This window comes from Corallococcus sp. AB049A, assembly GCF_003668885.1.
Lineage (GTDB): Bacteria > Myxococcota > Myxococcia > Myxococcales > Myxococcaceae > Corallococcus > Corallococcus interemptor.
Window position 1 is genome coordinate 1 of the sequence record NZ_RAWL01000188.1, and the last position, 16,153, is coordinate 16,153.

The following is a 16,153-nucleotide window of genomic DNA, read 5'->3' on the forward strand; positions in this document are numbered from 1 at the left end:
GCGTCAGCCGCCCCTCCCACGCAGGACGCAGCGTCGCCACCCGGGCGCGCGTGTGCTCGCGGTTCACGCGCGCCAGCCCGGGCTCGCCCTCCGTCACCGTCCAGTCCGCCGCGTCCACCTCCAGCGCCGGCACGCCGCGCGCGCCCAGCAGCTTCGCCAGCAGCGCCGCCGTCAGCCGGTCGCCGGTGCCGCGCACCACGTCCTCCAGCGCGGGCCGCCGCTCACGCACCAGGCTGGCGCCATCCAGCGCGCGGCGCGCGGGCTCCAGCAGCGACGCCAGCGAGCGCGAGCCGTCCGCCTCCACCGACGTGGAGCCCGGGGGCGCGCCCAGCCGGCGCTCGGCCTCCTCCAGCATCAGCAGGCCGCGCGCGAGCAGGCCGTCCAGCTCCTGCCGGGCCAGCGTGGAGTTGCCCTTCAACGCGATGGACAGCGCGGCCTCCAGCCCCGAGGCGAGCCACGGAGGTGACGACACGATGGCGGCGCGCGTGCTGCCCGCGTCGCGGCGCGACAGGTGCGTGGCCACGGACGCGAGTCCCTGGGCGGTGTCGAGGAGGAACGGCGCGTAGCGGGTGATGCTCACAGGGGTGGTCATGAGGTCTTCCGGGCGCGGACGCCGGCAGTGGAGGAGAGGCGGGCGTCACGGCCCACGCCCGGAGGCAGGGACAGGGCGCGGACCAACAGGGGCGCGAGCGCGTCCCATTCGATGAGGAAGCCGTCGTGGCCGTGCACGCTGCACAGGGCCGCGTACTCGGCATGGAGTCCCTGCGCGCGCAGGCGCCGGGACAGGTTCTTCATGTGCTCGGGAGGAAAGAGCGCGTCCCGGTCGATGCCGACGGTGAGCGTGCTCGCGCGGATGCGGTCCACGCCGGGCCCTCCGTTCGGCGTGGGCACGCGGGTGAGGTCGTGGTGGTCCATCGCGCCCAGGAGCGCCAGGTAGGACCGCGCATCGAAGCGCGCCTCCAGCTTCGCGCCCTGGTGCTCCAGGTAGCTCTCCACCGGATACAGCGCGCGCGACGACCACGCCTGCGGCCTGGGTTGCAGCGCCTCCAGTCCGGCCTCCGCGCGATAGGTGAGCGTCGCCAGCTGGCGCGCCAGCTCCAGGCCGCGCCTCGGGGATTCGGGGTACTCGGGGTCCAGCAGCACGGCCTGCCGGGCCACGTGGTTCCAGCCCACCACCCACGCGGACGCGGCCTCCGCCGTGGCGATGGGCACCATGCGCTGGAAGCGCTCCGGCGCGAGCGCCGCCAGGCACAGCACCACCATGCCGCCCAGCGAGCCGCCGGTGACGAGCGCCACCTCGTCCACGCCCAGCGCGTCCAGCGCCGCGAGGATGGAGCGCGCCTGATCCCACGGGGTAATCGTCGCGGGCAGGCTCCGCTCATCCAGGCGCAGGTCGCCCTTGGGCAGGACCGGCGCCGGGCCGAAGCGCGTGTCGTCGGTGCGCTGCGGGAAGCCCTCGTCCGCGGGGCCGGAGGTGCCGTAGCAGGAGCCCAGGTTGTTGAAGCACAGCAGCCGCACGCGCGAAGGGTCCAGCGGCCGGCCCGGCCCGATGACGGGCGCCCACCAGCCGCCTTCACCTCCGGCGTTCATGTCCCCGGTGAGCGCGTGCACCAGCAGCACCGTGGGCACCGCGTCCGGCGCGCGGCGGAGACCCACGCGGCGCGCGTGGATGGCGGCGTCGCGCAGCTCGGAGGCGGTCCTGCGCACCACGCGCAGCCGGCCTTCGCGCGTCGCTTCGTCGGAGTGCACGCGCGCACGGGACTGCAACCACGCGAGGTCCTCCGGAGGCCCCCACCACCAGCCGCGCACGAGGTGGGGCGCCACTCGGGCGCCGGCCTCCAGCGGCAGGTCCGGCAGCGACACATCAAAGACGCGCGGGGTGTCCGCGCGCGGGGGGACTTCCTCTCCAGGCCTCACGGGTCGCATGGGCGTCAGACCGCGCTCAGGGCCTGGTCCAGGTCGGCCAGGATGTCGTCCAGGTGCTCCAGGCCCACGGACAGGCGCACCAGGTCGTCGGTGACGCCCGTGCTGGCGCGCTCCTCCGGGGTGAGCTGTTCGTGCGTGGTGGACGCGGGGTGGATGATGAGCGAGCGCGTGTCGCCGATGTTCGCGAGCAGGCTCCACAGCTTCACCCCGTCAATCACCTTGCGCCCGGCGGACAGGCCGCCCTTCACGCCGAAGGTGACGAGCCCGCCGAAGCCGCCCTTCAGGTACTTCTTCGCGTTGGGGAACGAAGGGTCGTCCTCCAGGCCCGGGTAGCGCACCCACTCCACCTTCTGGTGCTGCTTGAGCCACTTCGCCACCGCGAGCGCGTTCTGCGAGTGGCGCTCCAGCCGCAGCCGGAGCGTCTCCAGGCCCAGGATGAACGCGTGCGCGTTGAAGGGACTGAGCGCGGGGCCGAGGTCGCGCAGGCCCTCCAGGCGCGCCTTGAGGATGAAGGCCGCGGGCCCGAAGGCCTCGCGCAGGCGCAGGCCGTGGTAGCCGGGGTTGGGCTCGGTCAGCTCCGGGAACCTGCCGTTCTCCCAGGGGAAGTTGCCGCCGTCCACGATGACGCCGCCAATGGAGGTGCCGTGCCCGCCGATGTACTTCGTCGCGCTGTGCAGCACGATGTTCGCGCCGTGGCGCAGTGGGTTGAAGAGGGCGGGGGACAGCGCGGTGTTGTCCACGAAGAGGGGCAGGCCCGCTTCACGCGCCACGGCGCCAATGGCGTCGAAGTCCGGCACGTCCAGGCGCGGGTTGCCCAGCGATTCCAAATAGAGCGCCTTCGTCTTGGGGCCAATGACCTGGCGGAACGCGTCCGGGTTGCCCGCGTCCACGAACCTCGTGGTGATGCCCAGGCGCGCGAGCGTCACCTTGAAGAGGTTGTACGTGCCGCCGTAGAGGCTGGCGCCGGAGACGATCTCATCCCCCGTCTTGAGGATGTTGAGGATGCCCAGCGTCTGCGCGGCCTGGCCGGACGCCACCGCGAGCGCGCCCACGCCGCCTTCGAGCGCGGCGATGCGCTTCTCGAAGACGTCCGTCGTGGGGTTCGTGATGCGCGTGTAGATGTTGCCGAACTCCTTGAGGCCGAAGAGCGCGGCGGCGTGGTCCGCGTCGCGGAAGCGGTAGCTCGTGGTCTGGTAGATGGGCACCGCGCGCGAGCCCGTGGTGGGGTCCGGCGAATAGCCGGCGTGCAGCGCGAGCGTGTCGGGGTGCAGCGGGCGTTCGTTGGGCGTGCTCATGGCAAGGGACTCCTGTTCGCGTCGCTCCGGAGGGAGCGCGCGTGCGTGAGGGCAAACGGGTGGTGGGGACGTCAGGGCACTGCGGGAGGCGGGGAGGGCTTCAGGGCTTCAGTGGGCGCTGCGACGCTCTTCGGCAGGAGATGCGAGAGCGGAGGCCCGAAAACGACGAAGCCCACCGACCCTCGCGGGTGGGTGGGCTCCGGTTGGCTCGCCAGGGGCAGGCTGTGCGTCAGCCGGCCGCGGCGGGCTTGGGCCCACCCGGAACAGGCATCGAACACATGCACATGGCGGAGGTGACGAACATTCTGCGAGAAGAAGTAGACGCGATGTCGCGAGCTGTCAAGCCACCCTCCGGCGCTGCCGCGAACCCGTGACACCGATTCGCCGCGTATTCCCAGAATGACGTCAGCCCGTCCTGTCCTCCTGCTGGCCTGCCTCCTCCTCGCCGCGTGCTCCAAGCCCGCGCCGCCCACCTCCGTGAATCTTCGAAAGTCGTTCCGTACGCAGTTGAAGGTGGAGCCCACGCACCGTGTTCCCGCGCCCACGCCGCCGAAGGAGCTCTTCGAGGTGGTGCGCTATCCCGCGCCGCTGGGCAGCAACGAGGCCTACGTCACGCCCGTGCGTGAGGGCCCGAAGCGGCCGGCGGTGGTGTGGATCCACGGCGGCATGGACTTCGGGATCGGCCGCCTCGCGTGGACGCCGACGCCTCGGAGCAATGATCAGAGCGCGCGAGCCTTCCGCGAAGCGGGGCTGGTGTTGATGCTGCCGTCGCTGCGAGGGGCGGACGACAGCCCGGGCGCGCGCGAATACTTCCTGGGCGAGGTGGATGACGTGGTCGCCGCCATCGACTTCGTGGCGAAGCGTCCGGACGTGGATCCGGCGCGCATCTACGTGGCGGGCCACAGCACGGGCGGCACGGTGGCGCTGATGGCCGCGGTGCTGTCACCCCAGTTGAAGGGCGCCTACGTGTTCGGCCCGACGCACGACGTGTCGGAGTACGCGCACTATGTCCCGCTCCTGGGGCAGGCGCGTGGGCCGGAGCTGTGGATGCGCAACCCGGTGAGCTACGTGGAGCACCTGCGCGTGCCCACGCAGGTCATCGAGGGCTCGGATTACGGCAACATGGACGCCTTCGAACCGCTGCGCGCGGCGGCGAAGGGAGCGCCGCTGTCGTTCCTCGCGGTGCCGGGGGCCACGCACTTCAGCGTGCTCGCGCCCGTGACGGAGCTGCTGGCGAAGCGGCTCATGGAGGCGAAGGCGGACGCGCCCACGGTGACGCTCACGGACGCGGAGGTCCGTGAGGCCGTGGCCGCTGAACAGGAGTGATTCGCGTCAGCGCACGTGCGCGTTCGCGGAGTAGGGCGGTACGGGGCCCAGGAAGCCGGGCTGTGCCTTCACGCGCTCCAGCCACGTGGTGATGGCAGGGAAGGGCGTGAGCGCGACGCCCGCCTCCGGCGCCAGGTGCACGTACGCGAAGAGGCAGATATCCGCGACGGTGTAGCGCTCCTCCACCAGGAACGGGTGTTTGCCCAGGTGCCGCTCCAGCGTGGCGAGCGCGCGCTCACCGTTCTGGATGCGATTGCGGAGCACGTCGGACTCCAGCGGCTGCCGGCCGGTGAGGAGCCAGAAGCGCGCGGTGCCGATGTTCGGCTCCACCGCGTTCTGTTCGAAGAACATCCACTGGTGCACCTGCGCGCGAGCGAAGCGGTCCTCGGGCAGCAAGCGCGTGCCCTCCGCCAGGAACAAGAGGATGGCGTTGGACTCCGCGAGGAACCGCCCCGGCTCCGGCTCCAGCACCGGGATGCGGCCGTCCGGGTTCTTGTTCGCGTGGAAGTCCGCCGTGTGGCTCTCCCCCGCGAAGATGTCCACCGGCACCAGCTCGTACGCGAGCCCCAGCTGCTTCAGCAGCGTGCGGACCTTGTAGCCATTCGCGGAGGGCAGATAGTCGTAGAGGCGCATCGGGGCTTCCTATCGACCGGACTCCTCGCCGCGCACTCCGCTTCTTGCGGTGCAATCCCTCGCAAGAAGTGGGGCACGGGATGCTGCCTACTGCGCGGTGGCCTCGCTCCACACTTCCGCGACGCGGCCCACCTGGTCGAACGCGCAGTGCCCCGCGTCCGGGATGATCTTTTCGTTCACCGGGAACTGGAACCCGCCCAGGTACTGCTCCGCCTCCTGGATGTCCTGGAGCAGCTCATCCTGGTCGCCGTAGGTGAACCAGAACTTCGTGCCGCCGCGCAGCGCCGCGTTGGACGCGTCCCAGTCCATCTGGCCCGACCACGGCTTCTCACCGCCGCAGCTCAGCGCGTAGATGCCCGGGTAGCGGTCGCCGTAGCGCGGCAGGAAGCTGGCCGTCAGCTGGATGGAGCCACCCGACGAGCCACCGAAGAGGATGGGAGCGTCCTGGATGTCCCAGCCCTTGCGCAGCGCCTCGATGAGCGACACCAGCTCCGCGGCGTTCTTGCCCTCCAGGTCGCGCTCCGACAGCGGCACCCCCTCCTTGGGGCAGTCCGTGTACTCCGGCTTCACCCACCACGCGCACTTGTTGGGCGCGAGCGCCGTCACGTAGAGCGTGTTGTGCCCGTACGTCCAACCGCCGTTCGTGAAGAGCGAGCGCGGGTTGTTGCCGTTGTACACGGACGCGCCGTCGCCGTGCAGGTAGATGGCCAGCCGCATGGGCTCGGGCACGATGCCCTGCTTCGGCTCGATGTACTTCACCTCCGTCGCGCCCACCTGCGCCACGCAGTACGTCAGCGTGCCCGCGTCCGTGCTCACCGTGCCCGTCCTGCTGCACGGGAGCTTCCCGGAGCCGTTCGAGCTGCCCGGACCCGCATCCGTGCCGGCATCCACGTCCGTCCCCGCATCCACGTCCGTCCCGGCATCCGTGCCCGCGTCGACGGTGGGATTCGTGCCCGAGTCAGGCGTGACTTCATCGGGGTCGTCGGAACACGCGGACAGACCGAGGGCGAGCACTGCGGCGAGCAGGATGCGGGACATGGTGACTCGGAGGGGGGAGGGGAGGCGGCGCCTCTGTTCAGCAGCCGGTATACCGGGTATAGATTTACAGCCGGGAAAGGAAATTCCTCCATGAATGGACGCGTGAACCTGATGGCGCCGGAAGTCCGGGCCAATCCCTACCCTGTCTACGCGGAGCTGCGGCGCAGCGCTCCCGTGTGCCAGGTGGAGCCCGGCGGCCTCTGGGCCATCACGCGCTTTGAAGACGTGTCCGCGGCCTTCAAGAACCCGCAGGTGTTCTCCTCGGCCGGGGTGCGCACCACCACCGCGCCGCCGTGGCTGGGCCACAACCCGTTCTCCGAGTCGATGATCGTCATGGACCCGCCGCGCCACATGCGGCTGCGCACGCTGGTGAGCCGCGCATGGACGCCCGCCGCGGTGAACCGGCTGGAGCCGCGCATCCGGAGCTTCGCGCAGACGCTGGCGGAGCGGCTGTCACCGGAGCGCGAGGTGGACTTCGTGGACGCCTTCGCCATGCCGCTGCCCGCCAGCGTGATTGGCGAACTCTTCGCCTTGGACCCCTCCATGACGGCCCGCTACAAGCGCTGGTCGGTGGACCTGTCCAGCGTGTCCGGCACGACGGAGAAGGACACCCACCGGCACGAATCCATCAAGGCCACGGTGCGCGAGATGGAGGACTACCTCTCCCAGGTCGTCGCCGAGCGCCGCCGCCAGCCGCAGGACGACATGGTGTCGGACCTGGTGAAGACGCGCGTGGACGGCGAGGAGCTCACCGACGCGGAGCTGATGAGCTTCCTGTTCCTCCTGGTGGTGGCGGGCCTGGAGACCACCGTGCAGCTCGTCAGCCACAGCGTGCGCATGTTGATGGAGCAGCCGCACCTGGTGGCCCGGCTGCGCGAGAACCCGGCGCAGGTGGGGCGCTTCGTGGAGGAGGTGCTGCGCTACGAGCCCTCCGTGCACGGCCTGGTGCGCGTCACCACGAAGGAGACGCAGGTCGCGGGCGTGACGATCCCGGAGGGCGCGCGCGTGGCGCTGATGGTGGGCTCCGCGTGCCGCGACGGCGAGCGCTTCAAGGACCCGGACACCTTCGACATGGACCGCGAGGGCGTGAACAACATGCCCTTCGGCCACGGCATCCACTTCTGCCTGGGCGCGCCGCTGGCCCGGCTGGAGGCGCGCGTGGGGCTGGAGGTGCTGCTGTCCCGCTTCACGCGCTTCACGCCCACGGGCCCGGTGAAGTGGAACACCTCCCTCACCGTGCGCGGCCCGCTGACGATGCCCCTCATCCCGCACGCCTGAGGCTCACGCCTCGATGGAAGCCCCGAGGCTTACGCCTCGATGTCGAACGCGAGCGACACGCGCTCTTCCGGAGCCACGTGCAACAGGCCCTCGCCGGTGGCCAGCGCCCCGGCGGCGGCCGTCCACGGCTCCACGCAGACGAAGTCCTTCCCCTGCAGCGTCCACACGACGAGCATGCGGAACTCCTCGGTCCACGACAGCTTCACGGGACGCAGGCCCGGCCCACGCTCCAGCACCGTGCCCGGCGCCGAGTGATCCCTCAGGTGCAGGTCCACCTCCTGCGCCGTGAGGTCGAGGCCGTTGAAGGGCACCTCGTGCTTCGCGAGGTTGTCCCACGCGTGCGTGGCGTCCGTCTCCACGCGCGCCTGCGCCTTGTTGGCTTGCGGCACGCGGAAGTAGGGGTGATAGCCCAGGTGCAGCGGCATGGGCCGCTTGCCCAGGTTCGCCACGTCGAAGTCCACTGTCAGCCGCCGGCCCGAGAGCGAGAACACCAGCTGCGCGTCGAAGGCCCACGGGAACTGGCGCAGCGTCTCCGCCGACGACGAGAGCCTCAGCACCAGCATGGACTCGTCCGCCTGGCGCACCGTCCACGGCAGCTTCCGGGCGAAGCCGTGCTGCGGCAGCGTGTACGCCTCGCGGTCCGCCGGATACGTGTCCCCGGGCAGGGGGCCGGCGATGGGAAAGAGCACGGGGATGCCCCCGCGCACGTTCTTCGTGAGGTCGGCGACGGTGCTCTCATCCAGATAGAGCACGTCGTCGCCGTCCACCACCATGCGCGTGACGAGCGCGCCGCGCGTGGGGATGATCTCCACGCGGCAGTCGCCGTCCTCCAGCGCATACGTCTCCAACCCCGCGATGCCCGGGAACGGTCCGCTCATGGAACTAGATGGCCCCTTCCTTCGGGTCGCTGTCCATGAACGGGTAGGGGACCTTCACCGGCGGCGCGAAGTTCTCCTTGATGGTGCGCGGGCTGCTCCAACGGAACAGGTTGATCATCGACCCGGACTTGTCGTTGGTGCCCGAGGCCCGGCTGCCGCCGAAGGGCTGCTGGCCCACCACCGCGCCCGTGGGCTTGTCGTTGATGTAGAAGTTGCCCGCCGCGTTGCGCAGCGCGCTCATCATCTGCTCGATGGCCTTGCGGTCGCGCGCGAAGATGGCGCCCGTCAGCGCGTACGCCGCGGACTGGTCGCACTCCTTCAGCGTCTCCTCCAGCTTCGCGTCCGGGTAGACGTACACGCCCACGAGCGGAGCGAAGATCTCCTCCGTCATGATGCGGTGGCGCGGGCTGTTGCACTGCACCAGCGTGGGCTGCACGAAGAAGCCCTCGCTCTTGTCCGTGCCGCCGCCCGCGACGATGGTCGCGTCGTTGCCGGACTTCGCCAGCTCGATGTAGCTGGACACCTTCTTGAACGAGCGCTCGTCGATGACCGCGCCCATGAAGTTGCGGAAGTCCGCCACGTCGCCCATCTTGATTTCGCCGATGAGCGCCTGGAGGCGCGGCTTCAGCTTGGGCCACAGGGACTCCGGCACGTAGACGCGGCTGGCCGCGCTGCACTTCTGGCCCTGGTACTCGTAGCCACCGCGCACGATGGCGACCGCGAGCGCCTCCAGGTCGTCCGCCGCGGACGGGTGCGCGAAGATGAAGTCCTTGCCGCCCGTCTCACCCACCAGCCGCGGGTACTGCTTGTAGCGGCCGATGTTCTCTCCCACCGTCTTCCACAGGTTGTTGAACGTGGGCGTGGAGCCGGTGAAGTGGATGCCGCCCAGGTGGGGGCTGGCCAGCACCGGGTTGCCCACCGTGGGGCCGTCACCGGGCAGCATGTTGATGACGCCGTCGGGCAGGCCCGCCTCGCGCATCAGCTCCAGGCTGTACCACGCGCTCAGGGCCTGCGTGGAGGACGGCTTCCACAGCACCACGTTGCCCATCAGCGCGGGAGACAGACAGAGGTTCAGCGCGATGGAGGTGAAGTTGAACGGCGCGATGGCGAAGACGAACCCGTCCAGCGGACGGTAGTCCGTCATGTTCCACATCTGCGGCGAGTTCTCCGGCTGGATGGAGAGGATCTGCTGCGCGAAGTGGACGTTGTAGCGAAGGAAGTCGATGAGCTCGCACGACGCGTCGATCTCCGCCTGGTGCGCCGTCTTCGACTGGCCCAGCATGGAGGAGCCGTTGAGCAGCGGGCGGTAGCGCGTGGTCAGCAGCTCCGCGGCGCGCAGGAAGATGGCCGCGCGTGCGTGGAAGGGCATCCGCGCCCAGTCCTCCTTCACGGACATGGCGTTCTGGATGGCCTGCTCCACGTGGCCCGCGTCGGCCTCGTGCAGGGTGGCCAGCACGTGCTGGTGCCGGTGCGGCATGCGCACGGCGTCCGTCTTGCCGGACTTGATGTGCTTGCCGCCGATGACGACGGGGATGTCGATGCGCTCCCCGCTCATGCGCTTGAGGGTGGACTGCAGCTCCGCGCGCTCCGGGGTGCCAGGGGCGTAGGAGAGGACGGGCTCGTTCTTGGGAGCCGGGACGCGGGGGTAGGCGTTGAGCACGCGAGGACCTCGGGACGAGAGGAACGGAAGTTCGGGCAAGGTATAGCCCTCCCCGTGTCCCAGGTCAGTGACAGAAGCGTGCGGCGTCCTCGCGCGGACACCCGGCCCGGCAATAATCGCCCGGCCCGGCACTCGCCCGGAACCTAGGCGGTGGCGCCCCTCGCGCGCTGCAGCACGGCATGCAGCTGCGCGATGAGGTAGGGCGGCTTCACCGGCTTGACCAGGTACGCGTCCGGCTGGGGCTGCCCCGGCTCCAGGTCCGAGCGCGGCGCGTAGCCGCTGACGAACACCACCGGCAGGTGGGCCAGCGAGGGCTCCGCGCGCACGCGGCGGCACAGCTCGTAGCCGTCGATGCCCTCCATGTTCACGTCCGACAGGAGCACGTCCGGCGGCTGCGCCAGCGCGTTCGCGAGCCCCGTCTCCCCATCCGCCGCCACCGTGCAGTCGAACTCACCGGATAGGAGCAGCCGGAGCGTCTCGCGCATGGTCCAGGAGTTCTCCACGATGAGGACCTTGGGCTTCACGGTGCATCGACTCCCGGGGCGGCAACAGCGGACGGCTTGGGGGAAGCAGCGGACACAGCATCCCCCCGCCGTGCGCACCGGGCAAGTGGTCCCCCTTCACCCGTGAGAATTCACGAAAGCCACCACCTCACGGGTTTGCCGCCAACGCCTCTAATCCTCGGGCGGTGGATTCACGAGCCCACGCCGGGAAACCTCGGAGTCCGGCTCCTCGTCGCCGCGCGCCTCGCGCTCGGGCACCTCTTCGTCCTGCCACTCCGCGCCGCGCTCCACCTCCGCCTCCCAGCGCGTCTCCTCCACGGGGCCCGGGTTTTCGTCCTCGCGGGCCGCGGCCCGGGAGCGCTCGCGGGCCAGCTCGGCGGCGCCGCGGTCCAGCGCGTCCTCCATCTGTCCCCGGTTGCGCGGCTGGAAGTTCTTGGAGTCCTTGTCCGAAGCCATGGTGTCACCCCCGACGGGAAGGTGGGATGCACCACTGCGAGCGGGCAACGACGCCGCGCGCGGGGGCCGCCTGCCCGGCCGTCCAGGTGCGGGCAGGCCGGGGTGCGCCGTCCGCCTGCGTCAGCGCGGCGCGGAGGGCGCGCGCCGGGCCAGGGGTTGCGCATCACCCCGTGACAGGCGTTGGACCTCTGGCGCGACGTCTCCCGTGGGCGCGGCGATGCTGCACCGCGCGCCGCCATGCACCAGGCCCACCACGCGCAGCGCTTCGTCCACCAGCGGCGCGCCGGAGTCGCCCGGCTCGCCGTGCATCGTGGTGAAGAGCGCGTTGGGCACGTCCGGCAGGGAAGGGCAGCGGCCCCAGCGCTCCACCATCACGCGCTGCGGTTCGCCGGGCCGGTCGTGGCGTCCGGTGAAGACGAGCATCGCGCCGGGGATGGGCAGCCCCTCGGCCACCTCCAGCGGCGCCACCGGTGCCTTCGCCTCCAGCTCCAGCACCGCCACGTCGCGGCCGCGATCCACGAACACGTAGCGGCCCTGCAGCTGGCGGCCGTCCTCGAAGTTCGTGCGCTCCCTGCCCGCGCCCGGCGCGACGCAGTGAGCCGCGGTGAGGACATGGCGGCCCTGACCCACCACCACGCCCGCGCAGTGTCCGTCGCCCAGCGTCACCGTCGCGGCCTCCGCCTTCGCGAGCCCGTCCGCTTCGCCCGGGCCGGACTGGCCGCAGGCCATCCAGGCCGTCACGGCCGCGAGTGCCACCGTGGCGCCGCCCCACTTCCATGCACGCATGCCGCTTCCCCCTCCTCCCCCGGGCGACGGGCCCAGGGGCTCGCCGCAACGGTGTGCATGCGTGCGGAGGTGTCGTGGGCGTGGATGGGAAAGGGGTCCCCCAGCAGGCGTCCGGGCGCCCCACCGCGTCGTCTTCCAGCGAGGCGGTCAAACAGGGAATAGGGGCAGAGCGTGTACCTGCTCGGATGTCCCGGAGGCGGTGTCACTGAAACGTGCTATTCCTCGCTACGTCTGGATTCTGGAATCCAGATCCTGGCCCGCGAATGGCCGGCCCCTTTGGCTCGTGAGCGACGACGAGAAGACAACGGTATTGGATGAGCGCACCCGGCCCCCGAGCACCTGGGGGGAGCGGATGCGTACGCCCATCACGTTGCCGGGCTCGGGCATCGGAGAGCGGCGCTCGCTGATTCCAGGCGTCGTCGTCACCGGGCGCTACCGCGTGGACTCGCTGCTGGGCGAAGGCGGCATGGGCCGCATCTGGCTGGCGGACGACCTTCAGGAGCGCCGTCGCGTGGCGCTCAAGGAGATGCACGTCCCCTCGGAGCTGTCCGCGGCGAAGGTGGAGGAGCTGGTGCTGCTGTTCCGGCACGAGTTCTTCGCCATGAAGAAGCTCCAGCACCCGTCCACGCTCAAGGTCTTCGACTGGGGCATGACGGAGGCCGGCAACCGCTTCATCACCATGGAGGTGGTGGGCGGCAAGGACCTGAGCACGCTGGTGCGCGACGCGCCGCTGGACACGCGCACGCTGTATCGCGTGCTGATTCAAATGGCGCAGGTGCTGGCGTTCATCCACTCGCGCCTGTACGTGCACTGCGACATCAAGGCCAGCAACGTGCGCATCACCGAGTCCGGCGCGGTGAAGCTCATGGACTTCGGCGTGATGCACCAGCTGGGCACGCCCAGCCCCGGCAAGCTCAAGGGCACGCTGGAGTACCTGGCGCCGGAGTGGCAGCGGGGCGCGAGCATCGACGGGCGCGCGGACCTGTACTCGCTGGGCGTGATGGCCTGGTACCTGGCCACGCGCAAGCTGCCCTTCAAGCGCAGCAACCCCGCGGTGCTGCTGGCGGACCACCTGACGCGCCCGGCGCCGCGCCCGTCCAGCATCTGCCCGGTGGATCCGCAGCTGGAGGAGATCATCCTCCTGCTCATGGCGAAGGATCCGCGCGAGCGCTTCCAGGACGCGGGCGAACTGCTGGAGGCGCTCTGCCAGGCCAGCGGCGAGCCCGTGCCGGAGGAGTCGCTGTCCGCGCGCGCCAGCTACCTGCACGTGCCGGAGGTGGTGGGGCGCGAGGCGGAGCTGGAAGGGCTGATGAACGGCCTGGCGGAGGCGGACTGGGGCCAGTCGCGCGCGATGCTGGTGGGCGGCCCCGCGGGCGTGGGCAAGACGCGGCTGCTCCAGGAGTTCGAGCTCCAGGCGAAGCTGGCGGAGCTGCCCTTCGGCCGGGGGCAGTGCCGCGCGGAAGGGCTGTCCCCGCTGGCGCCGGTGGCGCAGGCCCTGCGCTGCCTGGTGCCGCAGACGCCCTCGGACCTGATGGAGCGGGTGAAGACCCCGCTCGCGCGCCTGTTGTCGCCGGAGGTGCTGGAGGGCGACCAGGACGAGGAGCTGCCGCGCGACGGCTCCGAGGAGAAGGCCGCCTTCTTCGAGGCGCTGACGGAGTGGACGCACACGTTGGGCGGGCGGCAGTCCTTCGTGCTGTGCTTCGAGGACCTGCAGTGGGCGGACAGCGCGTCGCTGGAGGCGCTCAACGTCGTCATCCGCGCGCTGCACGGCACGCGCGGCATGGTGGTGGGCACGTTCCGTTCGCAGGAGCTGTCGCGCCTGAGCCTCGCGTTCCAGACGGTGGACGAGAAGCTCACGTCCCGCATGGACCTGGAGCCGCTGTCCGCCGAGCACGTGGCCACGCTGGTGGAGCTGGTGCTGCCGGGGCTGGACGTGCCGGAGGGCTTCGTGCAGCGGCTGCACGAGACGACGGGCGGCAACGCCTTCTTCGCCACGGAATGCCTGCGCATGCTGGTGGAGGCGGGCGCGCTCAAGCGCGTGGGCGGGCGCTGGGAGGCGGAGGACGGGCTGGGCACGCGCAGGCTTCCGGAGAGCATCCAGGAAGCGGTGCTCATGCGGCTCGCCAACGCGCCGCCGGAGCAGGTGGCGCTGTTGCGCAAGCTCGCGCCCGTGGGCCGGCTGCTGGACCTGCCGCTGTTGCGCGCGCTGTCCGGCCTGCCGGAGGCGGAGCTGTTCGCGGTGCTGGACGGCATCGTGGAGCGGCAGTTCCTCCAGGATGTGGAGGGCCGCTACGTCTTCACGCACGACACCGTGCACCAGGCCGTCTACGACAGCACGCCGGAGGCGGAGCGCCGGGCGTACCACGGCCAGGTGGCGCGGGCGCTCCAGGCGCTGCCCTCGGGGCGCTCGGGCGTGGTGCGCGCGGTGGGCTGGCACTTCGCGCGCTCGGACGCGCCCGCGGAGGCCATCCAGCCGCTGCTGGAGGCGGGCCAGGCAGCGATTGAAGCGGAGGCCCTGCTGGAGGCCACGCTGCTCCTGAAGGAAGCGGCGGGGCTCCTGGAGGCCGCGCCGGACTACCCGGGGCGCTCGGAGCAGCTCTTGCGCACGTGGGTGTCGCTGGTGGAGGTGGGCTACTCCAGCGACCCGCCGACGTCGGTGGCGTACGCGGAGCGGCTGTTCGCGCACTGGGAGGCCACGGTGGACGTGGCGGCCGGCCGGCGCGAGGCGCTGTCGCGGCTGGAGTCCGCGCGCTCGGCCACGCCCGCGGAGCGCGAGGAGCGGCTCATCCCGCTCTTCCGCGAGGTGGCGGCGGACGCGCGGATGACGCCGGTGGACGTCTTCTGGAAGCGCTCGGAGCTCCAGATCCTCCAGGGCATGGCGCTGGCCATCCTGGGGCGCACGGACGCGCTGGAGGCGCTCATCGCGCGCGTGGCCGCCGAGCACCCGGAGGACTCGCCGTACCGGGCGGGGCTGTCCGTGGCGCGCTCGACGCTGTGCGCGTACACCGGCCTCTGGGCGGGCGGGGTGGCCGAGCAGCGCAAGCAGGTGCAGCGGCTGCGCGAGTTCCGCGATGCCGTGGGGCGTCCGCCCCGGCGGCTGGCGTGGGCGCTGGGCATGGGCGGCTACCTGCTCAACGTGAACCTGGCCCTGCGCGGCGAGCCGCTGGATGAAGAGCTGCTGAAGGACGGGCTGCACCTGGCGCAGGCGCAGGGCTTCACCGACGTGCGCGCCTACCACCTCTTCGCGCAGGTGGCGCGCGCGGCCTTCACCGGCGACGGCGGCGCGTTCGCGTCCGCGCTCGCGCAGAAGACGGAGCTCATCCGGCGGCTGGGCAGCCCGCGCCTGATGGAGCGCAACCTGGCCCTCTTCACGCCGCCGTACTACCTGGAGCGCGGCGAGCACGAGCTCGTGGCCGCGGTGGTGTCGCGCGGCGAGGCGCTCGCGCGCGTGCTGCCCGAGGACCGCTGGCTGCGCGCGCACGTGCAGGTGTACCAGGCGTGCCGCGACGTGCTCTTCGAGGACGCGGCCGCCGCGCGCGAGTCGCTGCCCCGCGCCCTGGAGGCCGCGCGGATGGGCGGCCTGCGCATGGAGACGCTGGTGCGCGTGTACCAGTCCCGCTTCGAGCGCGAGCAGGGCCGGCTGCCCGACGCGCTCGCCGCCGCGCAAGGCGCGCTGGAGCGCGCGTTGGATCCGCGCTTCGCCAACCCCTGGGACGAAATCCTGGCCCGCCGCGCCCTGGCGCCGCTGGTGTCCCGGGAGGACGGGGACGCGCACCTGCGCCACGCGCGCCTCTTGGCGGAGTCCACCGGCAACGTGCTCCAGATGGGGCTCGTCTACCTGCAGCACGCGGAGCGGCACGGCACGCCGGAAGAGGCGATGCGCGAGCTGGAGATCGCCGAGCGCGCCTTCGCCTCGGCCCGGGCCACCCATCTGCAGTCGCTGGCCCAGTCGCTGCGCGGCCCGCTGTCGCGCCAGCACGGGGACGTGAAGCAGAGCGCCTGACGGCCGGGTCGTGCTTAGGATGGGCCCATGGCCCCCTCCCCCCTGCGCTTCTGCCTGGACTACCTGTCCCCGTACGCCTACCTCGCCTGGCTCCGCATGCCCGCCATCGCGCAGAAGCACGGCCGGGCGCTGGAGCCCGTGCCGGTGCTGCTCGCGGGGCTGCTCAATTCCGTGGGCTCCATTGGCCCGGCGGAGATCCCCGCCAAGCGCGTCTACGTCTTCAAGCAGACGTTCCGCATCGCGCACGAGCAGGGCGCGCCCTTCAGCCTGCCGCCCTCGCACCCGTTCAACCCACTCTTGTCCCTGCGCGTGACGGCGGCGGTGGAGGACGTGGCGGAGCGCACGCGGCTCGTCACCGCGCTCTACTTGGC

Annotated in this window: 14 protein-coding genes; 4 read left to right on the forward strand and 10 right to left on the reverse strand. The window is 71.3% G+C overall.

Features of this window, described 5'->3' with window-relative positions:
• The 3 genes from D7X55_RS20620 to D7X55_RS20630 all read right to left on the reverse strand — a co-directional run.
• The coding region (locus D7X55_RS20620; RefSeq protein WP_199747032.1) for a hypothetical protein at nucleotides 1-592 on the reverse strand (592 nt) is incomplete at its 3' end.
• The gene (locus D7X55_RS20625) at nucleotides 589-1,926 is read right to left on the reverse strand and encodes an alpha/beta fold hydrolase (RefSeq protein ID WP_121723962.1); all 1,338 of its coding nucleotides are present in this window, start codon (nucleotides 1,924-1,926) and stop codon (nucleotides 589-591) included. The genes D7X55_RS20620 and D7X55_RS20625, both read right to left, overlap by 4 nt.
• A 5-nt stretch (nucleotides 1,927-1,931) precedes the next feature.
• Nucleotides 1,932-3,221, reverse strand: a complete 1,290-nt coding sequence (locus D7X55_RS20630) for an O-acetylhomoserine aminocarboxypropyltransferase/cysteine synthase family protein (protein WP_121723963.1) — start codon at nucleotides 3,219-3,221, stop codon at nucleotides 1,932-1,934.
• 399 nt (nucleotides 3,222-3,620) lie between these two features.
• Here D7X55_RS20630 and D7X55_RS20635 point away from each other — a divergent pair, with 399 nt between their 5' ends.
• Complete coding sequence (locus D7X55_RS20635; protein ID WP_121723964.1) at nucleotides 3,621-4,547, forward strand: S9 family peptidase; 927 nt, start codon at nucleotides 3,621-3,623, stop codon at nucleotides 4,545-4,547.
• Between the two features lie 6 nt (nucleotides 4,548-4,553).
• Here the strand turns inward: D7X55_RS20635 and D7X55_RS20640 are convergent, their stop codons facing one another.
• Nucleotides 4,554-5,180: a glutathione S-transferase family protein gene (locus tag D7X55_RS20640; RefSeq protein ID WP_120549296.1), complete on the reverse strand. Its 627-nt coding sequence runs from the start codon at nucleotides 5,178-5,180 to the stop codon at nucleotides 4,554-4,556.
• A gap of 87 nt (nucleotides 5,181-5,267) precedes the next feature.
• Complete coding sequence (locus D7X55_RS44185) at nucleotides 5,268-6,218, reverse strand: hypothetical protein (RefSeq protein WP_120549295.1); 951 nt, start codon at nucleotides 6,216-6,218, stop codon at nucleotides 5,268-5,270.
• Between the two features lie 90 nt (nucleotides 6,219-6,308).
• Here D7X55_RS44185 and D7X55_RS20650 point away from each other — a divergent pair, with 90 nt between their 5' ends.
• Complete coding sequence (locus tag D7X55_RS20650) at nucleotides 6,309-7,496, forward strand: cytochrome P450 (protein WP_120549294.1); 1,188 nt, start codon at nucleotides 6,309-6,311, stop codon at nucleotides 7,494-7,496.
• Nucleotides 7,497-7,525: 29 nt separating this feature from the next.
• On the opposite strand, the gene D7X55_RS20655 is transcribed toward D7X55_RS20650, so the two are convergent.
• The 5 genes from D7X55_RS20655 to D7X55_RS20675 form a co-directional block, all read right to left on the reverse strand.
• Nucleotides 7,526-8,374, reverse strand: coding sequence for an aldose epimerase (locus D7X55_RS20655; RefSeq protein WP_120549293.1), 849 nt, complete (start codon nucleotides 8,372-8,374; stop codon nucleotides 7,526-7,528).
• Nucleotides 8,375-8,378: 4 nt separating this feature from the next.
• Nucleotides 8,379-10,034: an L-glutamate gamma-semialdehyde dehydrogenase gene (pruA, locus tag D7X55_RS20660; protein ID WP_120549292.1), complete on the reverse strand. Its 1,656-nt coding sequence runs from the start codon at nucleotides 10,032-10,034 to the stop codon at nucleotides 8,379-8,381.
• Between the two features lie 143 nt (nucleotides 10,035-10,177).
• A complete protein-coding gene (locus D7X55_RS20665; protein WP_121723965.1) occupies nucleotides 10,178-10,558 on the reverse strand; it encodes a response regulator in 381 nt (126 codons plus the stop codon).
• 150 nt (nucleotides 10,559-10,708) lie between these two features.
• A complete protein-coding gene (locus D7X55_RS20670) occupies nucleotides 10,709-10,993 on the reverse strand; it encodes a hypothetical protein (protein WP_233609963.1) in 285 nt (94 codons plus the stop codon).
• A gap of 120 nt (nucleotides 10,994-11,113) precedes the next feature.
• Nucleotides 11,114-11,779 (reverse strand): serine protease, encoded by a 666-nt coding sequence (locus tag D7X55_RS20675; RefSeq protein WP_121723966.1) that lies wholly within the window; start codon nucleotides 11,777-11,779, stop codon nucleotides 11,114-11,116.
• 352 nt (nucleotides 11,780-12,131) lie between these two features.
• On the opposite strand from D7X55_RS20675, the gene D7X55_RS20680 reads away from it, so the two are divergent.
• The gene (locus D7X55_RS20680; RefSeq protein WP_121723967.1) at nucleotides 12,132-15,782 is read left to right on the forward strand and encodes a serine/threonine-protein kinase; all 3,651 of its coding nucleotides are present in this window, start codon (nucleotides 12,132-12,134) and stop codon (nucleotides 15,780-15,782) included.
• 27 nt (nucleotides 15,783-15,809) lie between these two features.
• A partial coding sequence (locus D7X55_RS20685; RefSeq protein ID WP_199747040.1) for a DsbA family protein occupies nucleotides 15,810-16,153 on the forward strand: 344 nt, incomplete at its 3' end.

What these genes read in the sequence shown, in the direction of transcription:
- D7X55_RS20625 (WP_121723962.1), bottom strand. Translation starts at nt 1,926, where the DNA reads ATGCGACCCGTGAGGCCTGGAGAGGAAGTCCCCCCGCGCGCGGACACC.
- D7X55_RS20630 (WP_121723963.1), bottom strand. Translation starts at nt 3,221, where the DNA reads ATGAGCACGCCCAACGAACGCCCGCTGCACCCCGACACGCTCGCGCTG.
- D7X55_RS20635 (WP_121723964.1), top strand. Translation starts at nt 3,621, where the DNA reads ATGACGTCAGCCCGTCCTGTCCTCCTGCTGGCCTGCCTCCTCCTCGCC.
- D7X55_RS20640 (WP_120549296.1), bottom strand. Translation starts at nt 5,180, where the DNA reads ATGCGCCTCTACGACTATCTGCCCTCCGCGAATGGCTACAAGGTCCGC.
- D7X55_RS44185 (WP_120549295.1), bottom strand. Translation starts at nt 6,218, where the DNA reads ATGTCCCGCATCCTGCTCGCCGCAGTGCTCGCCCTCGGTCTGTCCGCG.
- D7X55_RS20650 (WP_120549294.1), top strand. Translation starts at nt 6,309, where the DNA reads ATGAATGGACGCGTGAACCTGATGGCGCCGGAAGTCCGGGCCAATCCC.
- D7X55_RS20655 (WP_120549293.1), bottom strand. Translation starts at nt 8,374, where the DNA reads ATGAGCGGACCGTTCCCGGGCATCGCGGGGTTGGAGACGTATGCGCTG.
- D7X55_RS20670 (WP_233609963.1), bottom strand. Translation starts at nt 10,993, where the DNA reads ATGGCTTCGGACAAGGACTCCAAGAACTTCCAGCCGCGCAACCGGGGA.
- D7X55_RS20675 (WP_121723966.1), bottom strand. Translation starts at nt 11,779, where the DNA reads ATGCGTGCATGGAAGTGGGGCGGCGCCACGGTGGCACTCGCGGCCGTG.
- D7X55_RS20680 (WP_121723967.1), top strand. Translation starts at nt 12,132, where the DNA reads ATGCGTACGCCCATCACGTTGCCGGGCTCGGGCATCGGAGAGCGGCGC.